19 protein-coding genes are annotated in these 19,979 nt (G+C 50.1%); 16 read left to right on the top strand and 3 right to left on the bottom strand.

From position 1 onward, the window contains the following. Positions 1-43: 43 nt before the first annotated feature. Positions 44-319, bottom strand: coding sequence for an HU family DNA-binding protein (locus BSZ32_RS06865; RefSeq protein WP_105042754.1), 276 nt, complete (start codon positions 317-319; stop codon positions 44-46). Between the two features lie 231 nt (positions 320-550). Between BSZ32_RS06865 and BSZ32_RS06860 the strand changes: the two genes are divergently transcribed. The 9 genes from BSZ32_RS06860 (at position 551) to atpC (ending at position 8,961) form a co-directional block, all read left to right on the top strand. Then, positions 551-1,894 carry a YiiX/YebB-like N1pC/P60 family cysteine hydrolase gene (locus tag BSZ32_RS06860; RefSeq protein WP_105042753.1) on the top strand — a complete coding sequence of 448 codons (1,344 nt, stop codon included), beginning with the start codon at positions 551-553 and terminating at the stop codon, positions 1,892-1,894. A 198-nt stretch (positions 1,895-2,092) separates the two neighbouring features. Next, positions 2,093-3,061 carry a F0F1 ATP synthase subunit A gene (gene atpB, locus BSZ32_RS06855; RefSeq protein ID WP_105042752.1) on the top strand — a complete coding sequence of 323 codons (969 nt, stop codon included), beginning with the start codon at positions 2,093-2,095 and terminating at the stop codon, positions 3,059-3,061. Positions 3,062-3,154: 93 nt separating this feature from the next. After that, entirely contained in the window at positions 3,155-3,340 is a 186-nt protein-coding gene (locus tag BSZ32_RS06850; RefSeq protein WP_105042751.1) for an ATPase, read from the top strand. An 88-nt stretch (positions 3,341-3,428) separates the two neighbouring features. Next, a complete protein-coding gene (gene atpF, locus BSZ32_RS06845; protein WP_105042750.1) occupies positions 3,429-3,959 on the top strand; it encodes a F0F1 ATP synthase subunit B in 531 nt (176 codons plus the stop codon). A 44-nt stretch (positions 3,960-4,003) separates the two neighbouring features. Then, the gene (locus tag BSZ32_RS06840) at positions 4,004-4,396 is read left to right on the top strand and encodes a F0F1 ATP synthase subunit delta (RefSeq protein ID WP_105042749.1); all 393 of its coding nucleotides are present in this window, start codon (positions 4,004-4,006) and stop codon (positions 4,394-4,396) included. A gap of 58 nt (positions 4,397-4,454) precedes the next feature. Beyond that, positions 4,455-5,987 carry a F0F1 ATP synthase subunit alpha gene (gene atpA / locus BSZ32_RS06835; protein ID WP_105042748.1) on the top strand — a complete coding sequence of 511 codons (1,533 nt, stop codon included), beginning with the start codon at positions 4,455-4,457 and terminating at the stop codon, positions 5,985-5,987. A gap of 79 nt (positions 5,988-6,066) precedes the next feature. Then, positions 6,067-6,963: an ATP synthase F1 subunit gamma gene (gene atpG, locus BSZ32_RS06830; protein ID WP_105042747.1), complete on the top strand. Its 897-nt coding sequence runs from the start codon at positions 6,067-6,069 to the stop codon at positions 6,961-6,963. 63 nt (positions 6,964-7,026) lie between these two features. Then, complete coding sequence (atpD, locus tag BSZ32_RS06825) at positions 7,027-8,493, top strand: F0F1 ATP synthase subunit beta (protein WP_105042746.1); 1,467 nt, start codon at positions 7,027-7,029, stop codon at positions 8,491-8,493. A 57-nt stretch (positions 8,494-8,550) separates the two neighbouring features. Further along, on the top strand, positions 8,551-8,961 hold the full coding sequence (gene atpC / locus BSZ32_RS06820) for an ATP synthase F1 subunit epsilon (RefSeq protein ID WP_105042745.1): 411 nt from the start codon (positions 8,551-8,553) through the stop codon (positions 8,959-8,961). A gap of 412 nt (positions 8,962-9,373) precedes the next feature. Here atpC and BSZ32_RS06810 read toward each other — a convergent pair whose 3' ends face one another. Beyond that, positions 9,374-9,838, bottom strand: a complete 465-nt coding sequence (locus tag BSZ32_RS06810; protein ID WP_240610575.1) for a hypothetical protein — start codon at positions 9,836-9,838, stop codon at positions 9,374-9,376. Between the two features lie 198 nt (positions 9,839-10,036). On the opposite strand from BSZ32_RS06810, the gene BSZ32_RS06805 reads away from it, so the two are divergent. The 7 genes from BSZ32_RS06805 (at position 10,037) to BSZ32_RS06775 (ending at position 19,081) form a co-directional block, all read left to right on the top strand. Beyond that, entirely contained in the window at positions 10,037-11,020 is a 984-nt protein-coding gene (locus BSZ32_RS06805) for an AAA family ATPase (protein ID WP_105042743.1), read from the top strand. 15 nt (positions 11,021-11,035) lie between these two features. Beyond that, positions 11,036-11,884 carry a DUF58 domain-containing protein gene (locus BSZ32_RS06800; RefSeq protein WP_105042742.1) on the top strand — a complete coding sequence of 283 codons (849 nt, stop codon included), beginning with the start codon at positions 11,036-11,038 and terminating at the stop codon, positions 11,882-11,884. Between the two features lie 10 nt (positions 11,885-11,894). After that, complete coding sequence (locus tag BSZ32_RS06795) at positions 11,895-12,695, top strand: hypothetical protein (protein WP_105042741.1); 801 nt, start codon at positions 11,895-11,897, stop codon at positions 12,693-12,695. Positions 12,696-12,701: 6 nt separating this feature from the next. After that, positions 12,702-13,625: a vWA domain-containing protein gene (locus tag BSZ32_RS06790; protein WP_338066252.1), complete on the top strand. Its 924-nt coding sequence runs from the start codon at positions 12,702-12,704 to the stop codon at positions 13,623-13,625. Beyond that, positions 13,625-14,608: a VWA domain-containing protein gene (locus BSZ32_RS06785; protein WP_105042739.1), complete on the top strand. Its 984-nt coding sequence runs from the start codon at positions 13,625-13,627 to the stop codon at positions 14,606-14,608. Before BSZ32_RS06790 ends, BSZ32_RS06785 begins: the two co-directional genes overlap by 1 nt. 43 nt (positions 14,609-14,651) lie before the next feature. After that, complete coding sequence (locus tag BSZ32_RS06780) at positions 14,652-15,200, top strand: tetratricopeptide repeat protein (RefSeq protein ID WP_105042738.1); 549 nt, start codon at positions 14,652-14,654, stop codon at positions 15,198-15,200. Between the two features lie 170 nt (positions 15,201-15,370). Then, positions 15,371-19,081: a hypothetical protein gene (locus tag BSZ32_RS06775; RefSeq protein ID WP_105042737.1), complete on the top strand. Its 3,711-nt coding sequence runs from the start codon at positions 15,371-15,373 to the stop codon at positions 19,079-19,081. A 315-nt stretch (positions 19,082-19,396) separates the two neighbouring features. On the opposite strand, the gene BSZ32_RS06770 is transcribed toward BSZ32_RS06775, so the two are convergent. Further along, positions 19,397-19,882, bottom strand: a complete 486-nt coding sequence (locus tag BSZ32_RS06770) for a hypothetical protein (RefSeq protein ID WP_129589634.1) — start codon at positions 19,880-19,882, stop codon at positions 19,397-19,399. Positions 19,883-19,979 lie beyond the last annotated feature (97 nt).

Here is a 19,979-nt window from a genome sequence, read left to right as displayed (position 1 = left end):
TATCAGAGGATAGTGGGGTTGTTATACCTTTTGGGTAAAGGGATTAGAGTGATCCTTTGAGCGTAGAAGAAGCCTTGAAGCCAACCGTCTTAGACGCTTTGATCTTCATTGATTCTCCAGTCTTAGGGTTACGGCCCATACGAGCAGCACGCTTCTTCACTTCAAAAGTGCCGAAGCCGATAAGTTGGACTTTCTCGTCCTTCTTAACACCTTTAGCGATGGATGTAAGGACTGCGGAAAGAGCGTCTTCAGCAGCACGCTTAGTAGCGTCCTTCCCGAGGTTCTTTTGGATTGATTCTACAAGTTGAGCTTTGTTCATAACGCTATACTTTTCGCGAAGTTTTCCTTATTTGTAAAGGGAAAAAGAGTAGAAAAAATCCTATATGAAATATAGGGTTTTTAGCTTGCCAATATCTACCGATCCGTAGTATACGCAGAGGCTCGAGCTTGATACATAGGCTAATTGAATTTGTTAGGAGTTGTTATGTGCTGATATACATAGCTTATGAGTTGACATGATGAGTTGTTAAATCGAAGATTCTCCTTTGCTATGTCGTTGGGAAAAATAGATTATGATTGGGTTTTGGAGTTAGTGGTTTCGGCCGCTAAGGGAATTCCGACTCAGGGTGATTTGTCGGATTTACTAGATGATGCTCTCTCTGCGCAGCAGCGCGGCTATTTTTTGCCCGATGAGGATGAGCGGCTACGCGATCGCTATCGCCAGTACTTGCGACTCCGTACTGTCCTGCTGAGTAGCATTGCTGAGCTAGAGCCCTATTGTAATGAGGAGGAAGACTGGGATACTTGTCTGCACGCCTTTGCAGTGGGGTTCACGGCGGCTTGCGTTTTGATGCGTGCCGCCGAGTTTATCGTCGATTTGGCAGGCGACAGGTTTTTGGTGTGGAAAAAGCTGGATGAGGCTGAGCTGAGGTACGGGATCGAGGCTAAGAGCTTTTCTCGGATGTATAAGAATCTTACCTCGCCGCGGAAGATGTGGAGGTTTTATGAGGCTACATTGTTCTGGGAACTACATTCGGATGAGGTGATGGCACTGAGGGGAGAAGGTGGGAGGGTGCGTGAGCTGATAGAGGTGCTGGAGTCAGAACTTCCCTTTGTTAGCAGGAGTAAGGCGGCCTATTTAAAGCGACAGCTCCAGTATAGAATTTTCTCATTTCGCCGCAGACAGCATTCCAGCTATCGGAATGTGATGTTTCAGATGTTTAGGATGAGTGGCAAGGTGATCTCAGAGGTGAAACAGCCAATTCTAGCAATCCAAAAGTCTGGTAAGCGCGTGACTCCGCGGGTCTTGGCTAAGGCGTGGGCTATCCTGCAACCGGGTGATGTCATTGTGACTCGGCATGACGAGGCGATGAGCAATCTCTTTCTCCCAGGTTTTTGGCCGCATGCCGCCTTATATATCGGCAGCAAGGAACAGCGCGAAAGCTTGGGCATTTTTGACGACGTACAAGAGGGGGTGAATGTGGTGGAGGCTAAAAAGGATGGCGTACACTTGCGAGCGTTGACCGAGACCTTGGCTGTGGATGCCTTCACGATTCTTCGGTCGAAACTGCCAGAGGAAAAAGTGGTCGAAGCGGTGAAGTGCGCAATGAGTCACACCGGGAAGCGTTACGACTTCGTCTTCGATTTTCGCCAATCGGATCGCTTGGCGTGCACCGAAGTGGTCTACCGCTCCTACCAAGCTGGGGCTGGAGTGGGGTTTGAGCTGGAAGATCGAGCTGGCAGATTGTGTCTCTCGGCGGAGGCTCTGATGAATCAGGGGATAAAGCTCGGGGTCTTTGAGCCGGTGGCCATCTATGGAGTCGATGGGATAAAGGTGCACGAGGGGGCGGAGGCGAAACGACGGCTCGCAGATAGCTATAAAACTGACTGGTGAGGTTAGGGTTGCTTTCCGCTGCCATTCTTAAGTTTTCCTAGCAAAGGATAGTCAAAAGGATGACGTAGAAAATTCCTTGGGAAAGTGCTTATTTGCAGAGAGTTAATCAGACTTTGTGAAAAATTTCACAAATAGACTTGCTCGCTTTTCGTGAGGAGGTTATTGACCAGTCGCTCGCCGCAATGGCGATTTAAATCCATGGCCAAGAAAACGACTTTCCTACCACTGTTTTTCCTTTGTTTTGCATTGGGACTTCCTGTTGCTGTTGCTGATGAGCATCACGATGCGCATTCTGCGGCAACACACGTCGAGCACGTTGCTACCGAGCATGCCGGTGAAGCGAATGCTGAAAGCCATGAAAAGCACGAGGCGCCTATGCTTCCGAAGAATGCAGTAGCTCTTCATCAGAGCGCTACATTCCTCACAAACTCCTACGTGATGACTTGGCTTTCAGTGCTCGTTATCGTTCTTTTCTGTCGCGCAGGCGCTGGCAAGCTTTCGATGATTCCTGTTGGTTTTCAGAACTTTGCTGAGTGGGTGATTGAGTCCCTCTATAACTTCTTTGCAGGTATCCTCGGTGATAAGCTCGCTAAGCGCACATTCTGGTTCTTCGGCTCTACTTTCCTTCTTATTATCATTTCTAACTACATGGGTCTCATCCCAGGTGTTGGAACTGTCGGCTGGGGTAAAGATTTATACGGTCACATGCATACACCGCTTCTCCGTGGTGGTAACGCAGACGTCAACATGACTGCGGCGATGGCATTTACCTTCGCATTACTCTGGTTTTACTGGGCGATCACAGAGAATGGTTTCAAAGGTTTCATCGCGCACATCTTCGCTCCTAAAGGTGACTTCAAAGGGTTGATGGTTCCAGCAATGATTCTTATCTTCGGCTTGGTTGGTGTTCTTGAAATGATCTCCATCGCAATTCGCCCAGTGGCTCTTTCCTTCCGACTTTTCGGTAACATCTACGGTGGAGAGCAGACTCTCGAAACGCTCATGGGTATCGGTGGTGTTTGGGCTGGTTGGGCAACGTCCCTCCCGTTCTACTTCATGGAGCTTCTCGTAGGCGGCGTTCAGGCGCTCGTGTTCACTCTCCTTTGTGCTGTCTTCCTAAAGCTCATCTGTGAGCACAGCGATCACGACGAAGAGGAGGCACACTAATATTTCTAAACAATCTCAGGAATCAGACTCATAGCATTACGACCGTGGGGGGTTCCGGAAAACAACAACAAACAAACTAACCAATACACCATTATGACAGGATCAATCGCAATAGCACTCGCAGCACTCGGTGCAGCACTCGGCATCGGCCTCGTAGGATTCAAAGCAACTGAAGCAACTGGTCGTAACCCAGGCGCAGCAGGTCCTATCCTCACACTTGCAATCATTCTTGCAGCTCTTTGTGAGGGTATCTTCATCCTCACTCTCTTCCTTAGTTAATTTTACTAAGAAACGAATTTTACTCGCTGCTGCTTGATGAGTAGCAGCGAGTTTTACTACTCAATCACATCAAAAAACTTTTACGATAATGATCACATTAATAGCATCTGGAGGAATAATCTCTGACCTCACTGAACCATTCGGCGTGAGCTGGTTGCCTTTCGGCTTTCAGGTTCTCAACTTCATCATTGTGATCATCGTTCTGAAGAAGTTTGCCTTTGGCCCTATCATGGCAATGCTTGAGCAACGCTCAAAGCGCATTGCAGAAGGTGAAGAAAAGCTAAAGCGCATTGAGACTCAGTTAGCAGAATCAGAGGAGCGCACTACTGCTGCTCTTGATAAAGCTAACGCTGATGCAAAGCGTCTTGTAGAAGAAGCTAAAGAAAGTGCCGCTACTCTTTCCGAAGAGAAGACTCAGGAAGCAATCGCGAAAGCGCAGGGCATTCTCGAGAAAGCACAGGCAAATGCTAAAGCTGAGCGCGACCAAATGGTCACTGAGCTCAAGCAAGACTTCGGTCGCCTCGTTGCCGCTACTACAGCTTCTGTCACTGGTAAGGTTCTTACCGACGATGACAACAAGCGCATCAATCAGGAAGCACTCGCAAGCGTCGAGGGCTAATCTCATTCAACAATTTTTTCAAACGTCGATCGCCATTATAAACCATGAAAGTATCTAAAGACGCAGCTTCCGCAGCTCGCCGACTCTACCGCCTCTGCAATGTAGACGGTAAGCTCGACGAAGTGAAATTTAGCAAGGTCGTTAAGACTGTCGCTGAAAAGAAACCGCGCAATTTCCATGGAATCCTAGTCACTCTCAAGCGTCAGCTTGAGCTCGATCTCGCAAAGAAGCACGTCACAGTCGACAGTGCTTCTGAGTTAGATTCAGCGACTAAGGAAAGCATCGTGGCCAAGCTAACAAAGCAACACGGCAGCGATCTGACATACGAATACAACATCAACTCTGCCCTTCTGGGTGGAATTCGCATCCGTAAAGGTGACGACGTGTGGGACGGCACAGTAAAAGGCCGTCTCGATGCCATCGCCAACGCGTTTTAACCCAATCCATAACGAATCCCACATCCGGGCAATTTAACCAATCAACCAACAGTAAGATATGAGCAGCATTCTTCAGGAACTCGAACAAGAGATCGCGAACGTCACGACCTCAGTCGGCAAAAGCAACGTAGGTACCATCCGTGAAATCGGTGACGGTGTAGCCAAAGTAGAAGGTCTTAGCGACGTTCAACTCAACGAAATGGTCTCCTTCCCAGGCGGAGTAACAGGTCTCGCACTTAACCTTGAAGAAGGTGAAGTCGGAGTTGTTCTTCTCGGTGAATACCTCCACCTCAAAGCTGGTGACGAGTGTAAGTGCACAGGTGAGCTTCTTTCCGTACCAGTAGGTGAAAACCTCCTCGGCCGCGTGATCGACACTCTCGGCGCACCAATCGACGGTAAAGGCGAAGTTGCTGACACTGTTGAATACCCAGTTGAGAAAATCGCTCCTGGTATCATTAAGCGTAAGTCAGTTTCAGTTCCAGTTCAGACTGGTATCATGGCGATCGACGCAATGGTTCCAATCGGCCGTGGTCAGCGTGAGCTTATCATTGGTGACCGTGCTACTGGTAAGACCACTATCGCGATCGACACAATCATTTCTCAGGCCAACCAGAACAAGGCTGCTGAAGCAGGCAAACTTCCTGGCTACAAGCCAATGTACTGTATCTACGTCGCTATCGGCCAGAAGCAGTCCAACGTGGCTCGTATCATCTCGACTCTCGAAGAAGCAGACGCGATGAAGTACACAACAATCGTTTCCGCATCTGCATCTGATTCCGCTGCGAACCAGTACCTAGCACCTTACACAGGTTGTGCAGTAGCTGAGTTCCACATGGATAAGGGCCGCGACTGTCTCATCGTATTTGATGACCTTTCAAAGCACGCTGTAGCTTACCGTCAGGTATCGCTCATTCTTAAGCGTCCTTCTGGACGTGAAGCGTATCCTGGTGACGTATTCTACCTTCACTCCAGACTTCTTGAGCGTTCTGCACGTCTTTCTGAGAATGCTGGTGGTGGTTCACTCACAGCACTTCCAATCATTGAGACACAGGCTGGTGATGTATCCGCATACATCCCAACTAACGTGATTTCCATCACAGACGGTCAGATCTTCCTTGAGACAGACCTCTTCAACCAAGGTATCCGCCCGGCAATCTCTGTTGGACTCTCCGTTTCCCGTGTTGGTTCATCCGCACAGACGAAGGCGACTAAGAAGGTAGCTGGTACGACTAAGCTTGACCTGGCTCAGTTCCGCGAACTTCAGGCATTTGCCCAGTTCGGATCTGACCTCGACGATACCACTAAAGCGAAGATCGACCGTGGTCTGCGTATTGTGGAGCTCTTCAAGCAGAACCAGTACTCACCACTCTCCATGCAGATGCAGGTAGCTGTGCTCTTCGCAATGCAGAACGGCTTCCTCGATGATGTTGAAGTTGAGCGCATTTGCGAATTCCAAGCGGCGTTTGAGGAATTCCTTACAACACGCAAGGCGGACGTTCTTCAGCAAATTGCTGACGACAAAGCTATCACTGATGCTGTTAAGTCTGGCCTGACACAGGCTATCGAAGACTTCAAAGGATCTTGGAAGTAATTCCACAAAGGAGGACGTCGCTCAGCGGCGTCCGTCTTCCTAACTAATAGCTACTGGCTACTCGCTACTTTATAAAATAATGGCAAACCTGAGAGACATTCGTCGCCGTATCAAATCGGTGAAAAACACAGCGCAGATCACCCGCGCGATGGAGCTTGTTGCTGCAGCCAAAATGAAAAAGGCTCAGAATCAGGCACTCGCTGGTCGTGCCTACGCCGATGAGCTCAATAAAGTGCTCGTCAATCTTAAGGAGAACGTGGATGAGAATGCTCATCCACTCCTCGAGAAGCGTGATGGCAACAAGACTCTGACACTCGTTATTTCTGCAGACAAAGGCCTTTGTGGTGGTTTCAACGGAAACCTCCTCAAGGAAGTCAACAATGCACACACTGACGAAACTGAGTATGTGACAGTTGGCCGTAAGCTTCGTCTCAGCCTGATGAAGGCTGGCAATGATATCAAGGCGGATTTCGTCGTAGTGGACCCAGTTCCATTCGCTGAAGCTCGTCCGATCTCAAAGTACCTCATTGAGCAGTTCCTCAGCGGTGACTACGATTGCGTCAAAGTAGCATTCAACGACTTCAAGTCCACAATGGTGCAACTTCCACGTGTGGTTCAGCTTCTTCCAATCGAGTCTAACTCACTTGGTGAAAAGCAGACTTACGAAGGCGTAGGAAAAGGCCAAGTCGGTGAAACTGACAAAGTGACTGCACTTGAGAAAGAGTACACATTCGAGCCATCTCCTGAGAAGGTCCTCGACGCACTCCTTCCACAGTACGTCAACTTCCAAGTCTACCAAATGCTAGTCGAATCCCGGGCTTCCGAGCACTCCGCACGCATGGTTTCCATGAAGTCGGCTACCGACAACGCGAATGACATGAAAGATGAGCTGACACTACAGTTCAACAAACTCCGTCAGGGTGCGATCACAGCAGAACTTCTCGAAATCACCACTGCCATGAAGGCAATGGAATAATATTGATCACTTCACATTGATCACTTTTAACTAAATTTTACTAACTGATAATACAACAAAACCATGAGTAACGTAGGAACAATCGTTCAGATCATTGGCGCCGTCATCGACGCTGACTTCTCGGATGCAACAAACATTCCAAGCATTTATAGCGCTCTCGAAGTTTCTTATACTTTCGAAGGCAACGCAACTAAGCTCGTACTCGAGGTGCAATCGCACCTTGGTGACGGATGGATTCGCGCTGTTGCAATGAGTACATCTGACGGCCTCAAGCGTGGCATGCAGATCACGGATACAGGTGGACCAATCACAGTGCCAGTAGGTGCTCAGGTTCTCGGCCGTATCTTCAACGTCACAGGTGATCTTGTGGACGAGAACGTGCCACTTCCAGACGCATCCAAGCGCACAGCTATTCACCGTCCAGCTCCTAAGCTCGTCGATCAAGCATCTTCCACTGAGATCCTCGAAACAGGTATCAAAGTAGTCGACCTTGTTTGCCCATTCCTTAAGGGTGGTAAAGTTGGCGCATTTGGTGGTGCTGGTGTTGGTAAGACCGTGGTTATCATGGAGCTCATCAACAACATCGCTCTCGGACACGGTGGTTACTCCGTATTCGCTGGTGTAGGTGAGCGTACTCGTGAGGGTAACGACCTTTACTGGGAAATGATCGAATCTGGTGTTATCGCTGTTGAAACAGACGATAAGGGCCACCCAATCCTCAACGATGACGGCACACCACAGCTCAAAGCTGAAGGTTCCAAGGTTGCTCTCGTATACGGACAGATGAACGAGCCTCCAGGAGCACGTCTCCGTGTTGCTCTCTCAGCTCTCTCCATGGCGGAATACTTCCGTGATGAAGAAGGCCAGGACGTTCTTCTCTTCGTTGACAACATTTTCCGATTCTCTCAGGCAGGTTCTGAGGTGTCCGCGCTTCTCGGCCGTACACCATCTGCTGTGGGTTACCAACCGACTCTTGCAGAAGAGATGGCCGGTCTCCAAGAGCGAATCACATCCACTAAGAAGGGATCTATCACATCACTCCAGGCCGTTTACGTTCCTGCGGATGACTTGACTGACCCAGCTCCAGCTAACACATTCGCTCACCTTGATGCGACTGTTGTTCTTGAGCGTTCACTTGCTGAGCAGGCTCTCTTCCCAGCGGTTGATCCACTGGCATCCTCCTCTAAGGCACTCTCTCCTGAGACTGTTGGTGAGCGTCACTACAAAGTGGCTCGTGGTGTACAGGGTGTACTCCAGCGCTACAAAGACCTTCAGGACATCATCGCGATTCTTGGAATGGACGAACTATCTGACGAAGATAAGATGTCCGTATTCCGTGCGCGTAAGATCCAGCGTTTCCTCACACAGCCATTCTTCGTTGGTGAAGTATTCACAAACGTTCCTGGTGTTTATGTTGCTCTCGAAGACACAATCGAAGGTTTCGAACAGATCCTCGACGGTAAGTGGGACGATGTATCCGAGTCTAACTTCTACATGAAGGGCTCCATCGACAAGGTATCCCGCGACTAATTAGTTTCAGTGAGGAGTGTGCTTCACACTCCTCACTTATCTCTTATCACTAAAAAAATGCTTCATCTTGAAATAGTCACACCTGAGAAAAAAGTATTCTCAGATAAAGTAGCAGACGTCTACCTTCCAGGTGGTGATGGTGAGATCGGTGTGCTTGATTTGCACGCAGCTCTCGTCACCACTCTTACTGCTGGTGAGCTTCGCTACCAGAAAGACGGTAACTCTCATGAACTCGCGATCGGCTCCGGCTTCGCTGAGATTTCAGACGACAAAGTCATCATCCTAACCGATATGGCTCTTGGCGAAGACGAGATTGATGAAGCAGCTACGCAAGCAGCAATCGAGCGTGCTGAAGAGCAGCTCAAGAATTTTGACCACAACGAGAATATCGAAGAGTTCACCCAGCTACAGGGCCTCATCGCGCAGAACCTCGCCAAGCTCAATCTCAAGCGCAAGCGCCGCAACTAAGCTGGCTGCCTAACGCTTCAAAAAAGTATTATCAGTAATGCACCCCGCATGGATTCGTTCCATGCGGGGTGTTTTTTTCACAAACGGGTAGGCCATGGTGACACGGGTCGTTTGAATGACTACATAGGTGAAAAATACTAGCCATTGTCGAAAATTGTTGCCCAACCGAAGATGAAATACGTCGTTGTCTACGGCAAGGGACTCGAGATGACTCTCGAGCACATCATCAAACATGACACGTAGTCACTAACTGGGGGAAACATCGGGGGAATATTTAACAACTACATACCTGAGGATGTGTGCCACTGGTGGTGGCACTGTTTCATCGTACTGGCTTGTTCCTCAGTAGGTCTACCGCAGCCGTCAAGCTGAGCCCGTCACAAAGTGGGTTCGAGCCGCGCGCAGGATGAGCTTACAGCTGGCGGGCATTACGGCCTTCGTCGATCAGCTTCCAGAAGTGCTTTGAGTTGCTCAAGGCATCGTCTTCGCTGACCGGCATCTTTGAACGGAATAAGAAATCCGAGAAAGTATTTTTATGCAACACGCGGTGGACAATGACATTCTTATCCTTCACTCCGAAATAGATTCGGTATTCTTTGGTGCGGAAGCGGTACAGCACCTTGCCATCGCGCTCAAATTTTGCGTACTCGCCACCATCAAGGTTCGTCAACTTTTCTTCAGTCACCCGGAAGGCGTCTAACAAGTCGAGTTGATCGAGCGTTTCGAGCTGAGAAATCTCAGCGGCACTAATTTCGTTGAAAACTATCTGGAGCACCCCCGCAGCATAACGAGAGCAAAGAGAATGACGAAGCTTTTTATCTAGAAAATCGGCATCAAAAAACACCCCACACTCCACTGTAAGGCCACCAATAGGCATTATTAATAATTTAGCCTCCGTGGCTTCAAGAGCTGAGCTGTAGTCATTTTTCTCTCGGGTGCACTTTTTTGAGATATTTCAAACGAAATTTCAACGGTGCATCGCTAACGAGTAAATCCGCTATCGATGATCACATTGTTAGCGTAATGCGCACGCCCGCAAATCCACACCACACAAGTTCGAAAACGCTCACTTCACATGACAGAAAATATAGACTCCACAGCCACGTATCTGCAAAACATTCGGGATCGTGTAGGCCAGATCATTGTAGGCCAAGAAGTAGTCGTAGAGCGTACATTGATCGCCCTTCTCACCTCCGGCCACCTTTTGTTAGAAGGTATGCCAGGGCTGGCTAAAACTCTTTTGGTCAATACGGTCTCCAAAGCCATGCATTTGGACTTCAAGCGAATCCAGTTCACTATCGACTTACTTCCTGCTGATATTTTGGGAACAGAAATATTTGATGACAAGACTGGAAATTTCCGCACCCATAAAGGCCCAATCTTCACCAACTTATTGCTCGCTGATGAGATCAACCGAGCCGCGCCAAAGGTGCAGGGCGCGCTGCTAGAAGCGATGCAAGAACGCAAAATAACCTTGGGCAACCAAACCTTTGAGCTACCTACTCCATTTCTGGTAATTGCGACACAAAACCCGATTGAGCAATCCGGCACATTTGAACTCCCCGAGGCGCAGTTAGACCGCTTCATGCTCTGCCACCGTCTCAGCTATCCGACTCCTGAAGAAGAAGAGGAAATCATGCGCCGCAACTTGAAACTCGGCGTCAAAAAAGGTGAGTCTGGAGCCGTTGCTCGCACAGAATTTGACCTCATCTCCGACGAGACTGTCGGCTCGCCTGAAGACCTCGTGACAGCGATGGAAGCGGTGCACAATATCCACGTGAGTGATGTCTTTATCAAACACACGGTCAACATCATCGAGCGCACAAGACATCACCGTGACCTCGAAGTCGGTTGCTCACCGCGTGCTGGAATTTCACTGCTGAAAGCATCCCGAGCACGTGCTCTGATTCACGGCCGCGACTATGTCATCCCCGAGGACCTCTTCGCCCTTGCTCCCGATGTTTGTCTGCACCGAATCCGACTCAACTACGAGGCTCTAGCAGAAGGGAAAACGGCTCACGGGGTGCTCCAGGAAATCATCGAAGAATCCATTTCCTAACCACTCCCTCAGTCAATGCCGCTACTCGAGCACACAGACCCGCTGGACTCACGCCAGTTTTTCATAGCAATCAAGCGACTTGCTGACTCTCTATCTTATGGAACAGATAGATCGCAGCTGCTTGGCCAAGGAATCGAGTATGTCCAGTCGCGCCCCTATGTTCAGGGCGATCCAGTAAAATCAATCGACTGGAGAGTGAGTGCCCGCACCGGAGTGACTCACGTCAAAGAATACGAGACCCCAAAGTGTCTTCCAGTCTGGTTCATCGTCGACACCTCGGCATCGATGACACTCTCCTCGACGACCATTTCGAAGTACCAGTTAGCCGTACAAATTGCTGGTGGATTAGCCTTGTCTTGCATCGATAAAGTCTCACCCGTTGGCATACTGGGAGCTGGTTCGAGAGATCTCAATATCAAGCCCTCGCTCTCACGCGACACGATACTAACATGGCTCCACGAGCTACGGAATTACGACTTCAACGAGAGCACCCACCTCGCAGAAAAACTCATCTCGCTGAGTCCTTCTCTGGGAGAGAATACCCTGATTTTTGTGCTGTCTGACTTTCACGACCCCGATGTGCTTCGCGCACTCAAGAGGCTCAATCATAAACACGATGTGGTATCGCTGATTCTGCGAGACCCCGCTGAAGACGACCTCCGAGGCGCAGGACTGATCCGCGGCAAAGAGGTAGAGTCGAAACGCGAGTTTACCATCTCAGCAAAAAAAGAATTCTCACGCTTAGAAGACACCACGGCTGCCTTAAAAAAATCCTCGGTAGACCACCTTGCCCTCCATACGAACAAGCCAATTCTGGCACCCTTGAGGTTATTTGTTCAGTCCCGCCATTTACTCTCGCGCTAACAATTTCAGAATGTTTACACGCACCCACATCTCACGGCTACTGGTAGCGGCATTTTTGCTGTTAGTGACTCCACTTTTCTCAGTAGAAAGCCAACAAGCGCCAATGGGTTTACCAACGCGCTTCACGGATATCTACATCGCTGGAGAAAAGGTAGAGCCGATTCCACGGACCGATTCCTCGTCTTCGCTCGTCATCAGAGTGCTCGAGATAAAGCCCGCGTCTGAGGGATACCGCTACGACATGGAGGTCTATGGACTAGACGCTGGAGTGCACTCGCTCGCTCGATTTTTAAGATTCACTGAGAGCCAACTGCCAGTGACCGAGCTGGAGACTACACTAGAGATCACCACTCAGCACCCCATTGACACCCTTCCTAAGCCGCAGTCGCTGGAGTACTCGACACCAGGAAATCTAAGTAATTATCGTAGCACGATCTGGGTAGCAGCACTACTGTGGGTCATCGTGCTCGTCTGCATTATCGTCTACCGCAAACCGAAACCCAAGAACCTAGGCGAAGAAGTTAGAGTAGAGACTACCCATGAAAAGCTGCAGAAGTTAGTGCTGGCGACTGCTCACGGCGAACTCGATTTGACCCAGAAATCCACCCTAGAGCGACTAATCATTGGCCATTGGAAAAAGCAAGTTCCCGGTTTGGACGTGCTGCCAACAGCCGAGGCTATTTCCCAGCTGCGAACCCACCCTGAGGCGTCACCACTGGTGCTAAAGATAGAGCACTGGCTGCATGCTCCATCGCAGTCGATTACTCAAAAAGAGATCGAGCCACTGCTCACAGCGTTCAAAGAATACTAGGCAGCCATCCAATATGTCATTCGCTCATCCATTGGTCCTAGTGGCCTCATCCTACCCATACTGCTTGCCATTCATTTATGGCGAAAGCACACGCGTGCGCTGGCTCTGCCATTTGACCACCAACGCACCAAACATGCAGTCTGGACTTCACGCCTTCTCAACTGCGTCAACACCCTGCCCGCTCTCATCCTAGCAGCAGCCATTATTCTGTTAGCTGGTCCACGCCGATTCGAGCGTCCACGCTCGGAGCGAGAACTCACTAACATCCAATTCTGTTTGGACGTTTCCGGATCGATGACTGCCAAACTTGGCGAGAAGGATCGCTATGGAGTGGCGATGGACTCGCTCAATGAGTTCCTCACCTACCGCAAGGGTGATGCCTTTTCGCTGATCGTCTTCGGTGATGACAACCTGCGCTGGGTTCCGCTCACCACTGATGCTTCCTCGTTCTCCTGTGCCGCACCATTCCTCCACCCTAGCAACCTTCCACCATGGTTCCGTGGTGGCACAGCGATCGGATCAGCTCTCAAGCAATCTGAGCGATTCCTGCTTACTTCAGAAAGCGGTGACCGCATCATCATTCTCATTTCTGACGGACAAAGCTATGACCTCTATGATGGCAATGACCAAAAAATTGCGCAGAGCCTGAAGGAAAATAACATCACACTCTACGGCATCCACATTGGCAGCGGTGAACCACCAGCTGAAGTTCAGCTGATTTCCCAGTCGACAGGAGGTGCCACATTCGCAGCGGGTGATCCACAAGCACTGCTGGAAATTTTTAGCAAAATTGACGTGATGGAGAAGGCTACGTTCAAGCGTCTAACACCTGACCCTGTAGACCATTTCTCCCCCTATCTCATCGCCATGCTATCACTCGCGGGCACATATCTCCTCACCCTTTTCGGACTCCGCTACACTCCTTGGTAATGACTCTCTCACCCGCGATTCTTATTTCACTGGCTGCCGCAATTCTTACTGCGGGGGCTGAGCTCGTGCACCACCGGCGGATTCTGCGTGTGCGCCATCTAGCATTCGGTACCGGCGCTCCGATCCCAACACCACTCTACACCGCGTCATTGCTCAGAGTCCTAGCTCTCACAGCCCTGGCATGGGGAGCTACCACCTTACTGTTCTTACCTCCTAAAGCCCACCGCAACGTGCAGGCTGAGGAAGTTCCAGCAGAGGAACGGAGGCATCTCGTTCTGCTGTTAGACGTCTCACCCTCGATGCGTCTCAAAGATGCAGGATCTGATCAAAAAATTTCCCGCACCGAGCGCGCCTCGGCCTTGATCCAATCAATGCTACAGCGGACTGCTGATGACAAGCTACACTTCACCATGGTGGCCGTCTACAATGGAGCCAAGCCGGTTGTCAAAGAAGGCCGCGACATAGAGGTCATCCTTAACTTTTTAGACGGCTTACCGCTCTCGAGCGTCTTTCCGACAGGTAAGACTCGTCTGTTTGATGGCATCAGCGAGGTGGCAACTATCGCTCAGGACTGGCCAGCGAATTCAGCAACACTAGTGATCGCTTCAGACGGCGACACTGTCCCAGCCTCAGGTATGCCAAGGCTACCAAGCTCAATTGGTTCTACCCTCGTTCTAGGTGTGGGCGACCCGAGTAAAGGCACATTTATCGATGGCACGCAGTCGCGCCAAGACATCAGTACGTTGAGCCAGATTGCAACGAGACTGGGAGGATCCTACCATGATGGAAACCGCAAACATATCCCGACAGATGTTATAGCCGACCTTGGCACGCTGAAAATGGAAAAAGAGAGCCCAGAACTGACACTGCGCGAGTACTCACTCATAGTCATTGGTGTATCCTCTCTGCTTCTCGCCCTCATCCCATTCATGTTACATTACCACTCTGGCCGGTTTGAGCCAGGCCCACCCCTTACCCAATAGACTCCTATCATGAGAAAAAAAAATCATCCTAGCCACCCTCTGGTTGCTCGTTCCACTGATTGCACTCGCCTACCACTATGGACCAGGACAAGAGAGACTCGCATTAGAGCACACCGACGACCTGCTCGCCGAATCCCAAGCGGCTGTCGCTGACGAAAACTGGCCTGAAGCGATTCGCCTGTACCAAGACGCCTTGGCAAAACTGCCGAAGGAAAAAACTCAGATCTCTAGAAAAATTCAGCTAGAGATAGCTAAAGCAAAAATGCAGAACAGCCAACTCCCCGAAGCTCGAGAAGAGCTCGCAGCTCTAGCAGCAGAAATCCAGAGCGACCCGTATGCATCACCCGAGCTCAAACAGCAGGTCACCTCCACGCTGGCCAATGCCCGCTACTACATGACCTACCTCATGAAGTTAGAAGGCAAGCCAGATGCTGAGTGGGAACCCGAGATTGAGGCCGCCAGACAGGAATATAAGCTACTCGCACAAAACTCACAGGCGGGCAGCAAGCACTTGCTAGACCTAGAAGCGACTATCCGCCTAGCACGCGCCACCCCCAAGGAACTCTACGGCCTTCCCATCCCATCTCAATGACAAGGATGTTCTTCGGGCGGTCGCCCGAAACCAGCAGCAAAACCTAGCAACAAACCTAGTGATTCACGTGGCGCAGGCCAAGGACCACCAGCTGACGGCTCAGGATCCTAACACCTCATTCACGCTTTCCCCCAAACTCCACTCACACACTTTCCCACACCCATTATTTTATGAAAAAAACGGCCATCTATTGGGCATCACTCTCGCTCGCCAGCCTACCAGCTTCCGCTCAAAACTCTAACGTCAGACTTCAAGGTATCAATCCATCTGGCATTGAGAGTAAACAGCTATCTGCAGACCAAGCCATCCAGTCTCGCAGGGCCGGGTCCACCTCAAAGAGGAAACCTCTGACTCCAGCCCAACAACGGAGCAAAATCATTGAGGAAATCAAAATCAATCGCTCGAACTCCGGGATTATTGAAACCCGCATGGCGGTCAAACGCACCCCACTGAAGATCGAGAAGCTCTCAGAAGCACAGCTCAAAAAATTGACTCCAGCACAGCAAATTACTCGCTTCAAGCTAGAGGTGAAACAAATACAGAATGATGTCATTCTGAGCAATTGGCCACAACTCAAAGAGTCCCTCGCAGCGCTCCAAAATAATGAGGCCACTCAGATTTATAGCCAAATCCTCCAGCAACTCTCCCAGCCAGCACGTATCTCACCAAAGCAGGAAATAGCAGCCACTGGCGCCCGCTCCCACACCCAGGCTCAGTATTTTCCACCTGCAGACCTTCTACCTCTCGCTGATGCTTGCCCTTCTGCTCTTAGCCCACAAACACTGAAGATTTTGGCTAAACTAATCGGCCCTAACAACCGACCACTCCCATCCTTTTTCGAAGAACTCAAAAAGGGAAACTCAGCACTGGGACTTGGTAGCGAAATTACAAAATCTAACACAGCCGAGTTACTCATACTCAGCGGCCTGTTAGGCCAAGTCTCTCCCTACATTCCAGATCAAGCGAAGGCACAAAAGGAAAATGACTACAAGGCGCTAGACCTGCTCTCGCAGTACCACTCTGCGGCCCATCAGGCTAAAATGGGTAAGCAACACTTGCCCATAGCCTGGGAGCTTTCGCGTTACATTTTATCTCATAAAGAAGCACCCTATAGCCTGAGAGGAAAATCTCTCTACCGAGCACTTTCACTACTCCCTGAGCTCGATGAAGACTCAGGCAGAGAATGGCTTAAGAAAACCTTCGCGGACACCGACTCTGAAGGGTTCGAAATTCTCTCAGCCGTGGGCATTCTTTCATCGCAAACTCGTCAGAACCAGGACGCAAACTTCCGCCTAGAGCAACTCCAACTCCAGGCCGCCGCAGCCAACGCCCTCATCCAGAACACCACTGCGGCCACTGCTGATTGGTCCGAATTACTGACACTTTACCTTCGCAACTGGAACCATGAGGCGGAGCATTCCTACAAGCTCGACTCCTCCACCAGCCTCAGACCAGAAATGCAGTCAGACAGATACGGAAATATCTTCTATGGAGCTCGACAACCACAAAGCAGGTCAAGTATCTCGGTTTCCCCTATCCGCTCTGGAGACTTGCTAGAGTTAGCACCATCTAACGAATGGCTCGATTTAGTCCAAGAAAACGTACGGATGAACTACCTGACAGGTGCATCGAAACTTTTCCTCAAAGTGAAAGAGGAAGGAAAAGCCTTCCCTCTACTCAAGGAGATAGCAAGCACCCGTCCAGAAACGGCGAAAGATCTAATACGTGAAATGATCCGCGTCTGGGCCGATAACCATAACCCGAACGCCAAGAACAACCGCTATCGTTCACGCTACTTTTACATGTATGGGATGAACCAGCGTGCCGAATCCATCCCACTCACCCGCTCCAAGCAGGAACGCAATCTTAAAGAACTCTCTGAGCTGATCGCCCAAGTCAAAAGTCTCGACTTAGACGACAAGTTTCAGAAAGAATTTGCCGAGGCCTTCACCAGTGCTCACTCGACGGCTGAAGTCTGGCGATTGGAAACATTGAAAAAGGTCTTTGGCTCCACAAAAGAAATCGAACCTGAAGTCGTCGCCTCATTGCTCAGCCGCATGCGCACCAACCTAGCAGGACTTTGGCCCAAGCAAAAACTCCAGATCGATGCCAAAACAAAGCGCACCGACAAAGAGCAACAAGCGCAAGTTCTCCGCGGCTACGCCATGGCTCTCGGGCTCTGCAAGGCCAGCCTGAACCACCATCCTGATCAATGGCGCTTGATGGTGCAGATGGCTGCGCTCACACTCGAAGAATCTAACTACAAATCCAGCATTGGATCTAACTCAGAGCACTCGTCCGACAAGCTTGCATCGATGGAGTTATTTGCGAAAGCGGCTGATGCCTACATCGCAACACTCCCTCTCGATAAAGAGAGCGATGAATCAGTCCAAGTATTTACAGATTGGTTCTATGGATCACTAGGTTCCTCTATCCTAGAAGCGCTAAAGAGCCATCACCAACCGATGAATGGTGAGTTTACTAAAATCAAATCTACGTTAGAAAAGCTTGATACCATCGACCCAGGCGCAGCGGAAAGACACCTTGCCAAGTTCACCAAGGTTCTCAACCAACGCCTCGCGAACGTCGGACCCGACCTCAAGTTTCGCTACTTGAAATCAGCCATCGACCTCGTCGGTGACCACGCCAATTTTGCCGACGGCAACACAGTCTACCAATACTACCAAGACCTCGTCACTGAGGTGAAGCTCGATAGCTATGTCGACGGCTCCAGTGAAGTGTCAGCCAGCGAGCCATTTGGCCTCTACATCAATCTCCGCCACACTCGCGAAATCGAACGCGAAGCCAGCGGCTTCCAGAAATACCTCGTCAACCAAAGCAATACTCGCTCTGGCTACAACTACGGTAGGCCAGCAGAAGACTACCGCGATAAATTTGAAAAATCAGCGCGGGCTGCCTTGACTGAGAATTTTGAAATCGTATCAATCACATTCCATAATTCGAAAGTCCAATCTCGCACAGACAAGCAACAAGGATGGACTCTCACTCCTTACGCTTACATCCAGCTCAAGCCCAAAGGCCCACAAGTCGATACGATTCCTCCACTCAAAATCGACCTAGATTTCTTGGACACCTCTGGCTACGTTGTTCTGCCTATCACCTCTCCCGCTATTCCTATCAGCGCGAATAACAAAACAAGTGATAGACCCCACCGCGACCTCAAGGTCACCATGGTGCTCGACGAACGCGAGCTCGATAAAGAGAAGACACTGAAGTTAGAAATCAAGAGTTCAGCTCACGGTACCGTCCCCCAGTTAGACAAGATGCTCCAACTCCCACCGAAGGGCTACAAGGTGGTCTCGATTGATGACAGAGAACTCCAGATCGTAGAACTCGATGCAACTACAGACGACCTAGCGCCACTGTCCACCCACGAGTGGGTGGTGACTTTAGCGACTGAAAATGAGGCTAAACCCACAGAGTTTTCCTTCCCAGAACTTCTCTTGCCCACTGCGAAAGAAGAAGGTCTCACTCTCCAAAGATATGACGATGTCGATCTAGTCTCAGTAGAGAAAACTATTTCCCTAACCGAGACTGAAACTGCCGGGCTTCAACCATGGTACTTCGTAGCGGGAGCCCTCGTTCTTGGCATCACCGGCTTCTTGACTGTTAAATCACGCAAGGCAGCCCCAGTCACTGGCCCGTCAAATGTAATCGCTCTACCCACCGACCTCACGCCTGTCACCTTACTCAGCTATCTAGAGAAAATCTCTCAGAGCCCTTCGCTAAATGATGAACAAAAGGCAAAGCTCGAACTAGAAATTGGACAACTCCAAGCGTCCTACTTCGGCCCCGAGGCCCTACAGACCGACGAAGACAATCTCAAGTCAATCGCCCAAACCTGGCAAAAAGCCGTCTAAGCGATTGATCTGTAGGTGCCGCCAGCCTACTCCCTCCTAGCGCGAGCTAATATTGTCTGTTCCTTGATTTTTACAGTGTTACGACGCAGTCGCTACGCTGGGATTAAGCCTGATAATCTGGGTCTATGGAGGGCTATATCAGCCTGGTTTGTGTGTGGATGACGGGACTGAATGTCACGGGGAAGTTCGCCGGTGAGGTCTGAGCGCTGTGGGTCAGCAGCTTCGCTGGGAATATTTTGAGCGACCGGGACGGTCGCGCTACCTGCAGAGTCCGTCACATTGCGTAATGTATTGTGTGTGTATTCCTGCTTGTTACTAGAGCTTTGGAATTTGGTTGAGCGTGTAGTAGCTGTTGGGGTGCCACAGCGGGCTTCCGCCCTTAGAGCGTAGGCCTGAGCAATCAAGGTGGTGGACATGACCTTTTGTCATACCATCTAACTTAATTTTCACGCTCATACCATCAGCAGCCACTTCCACGGCTGTGACCACTGGTGTGACATTATCAACCTCTGGGCTGCCGTAGCTTTTCTGATAAATGTAGGTCCAGGCCTGCATTTTGTAGTTTTCTGGATTCGCAGCTAATTCTAGATCGAGAGCTTCGGTAAAACGCAGCGTGAAACCATCTGCTTCGGCCTCCATTTTTAACATTTCGAAGGGAGTGACTCCAGTCCAGCTCACTCTTTCGAGGCTGAAGTTTTTTGTCCCTCTCGATGCCCAGCCACGGTTGGTGCCTCCAACAAAAAGAGTCCCGTCATCGGCCTGGCGCATTGGCACAATGCCACACTCAAAACCTCCTAACATTTTCCACACAGCCCCCAATGGCACTTAAATAAGGCATATAATCGTGAAATTGAGTGTTAGGAAAACCGGGATCGAAATGTATTGAAATATTAACCTG

This window comes from Rubritalea profundi (genome assembly GCF_002954445.1).
Classification (GTDB): domain Bacteria; phylum Verrucomicrobiota; class Verrucomicrobiia; order Verrucomicrobiales; family Akkermansiaceae; genus Rubritalea; species Rubritalea profundi.
Note: the sequence above shows the minus strand (reverse complement) of the source record. Positions and strands in the feature narration are given on the sequence as shown.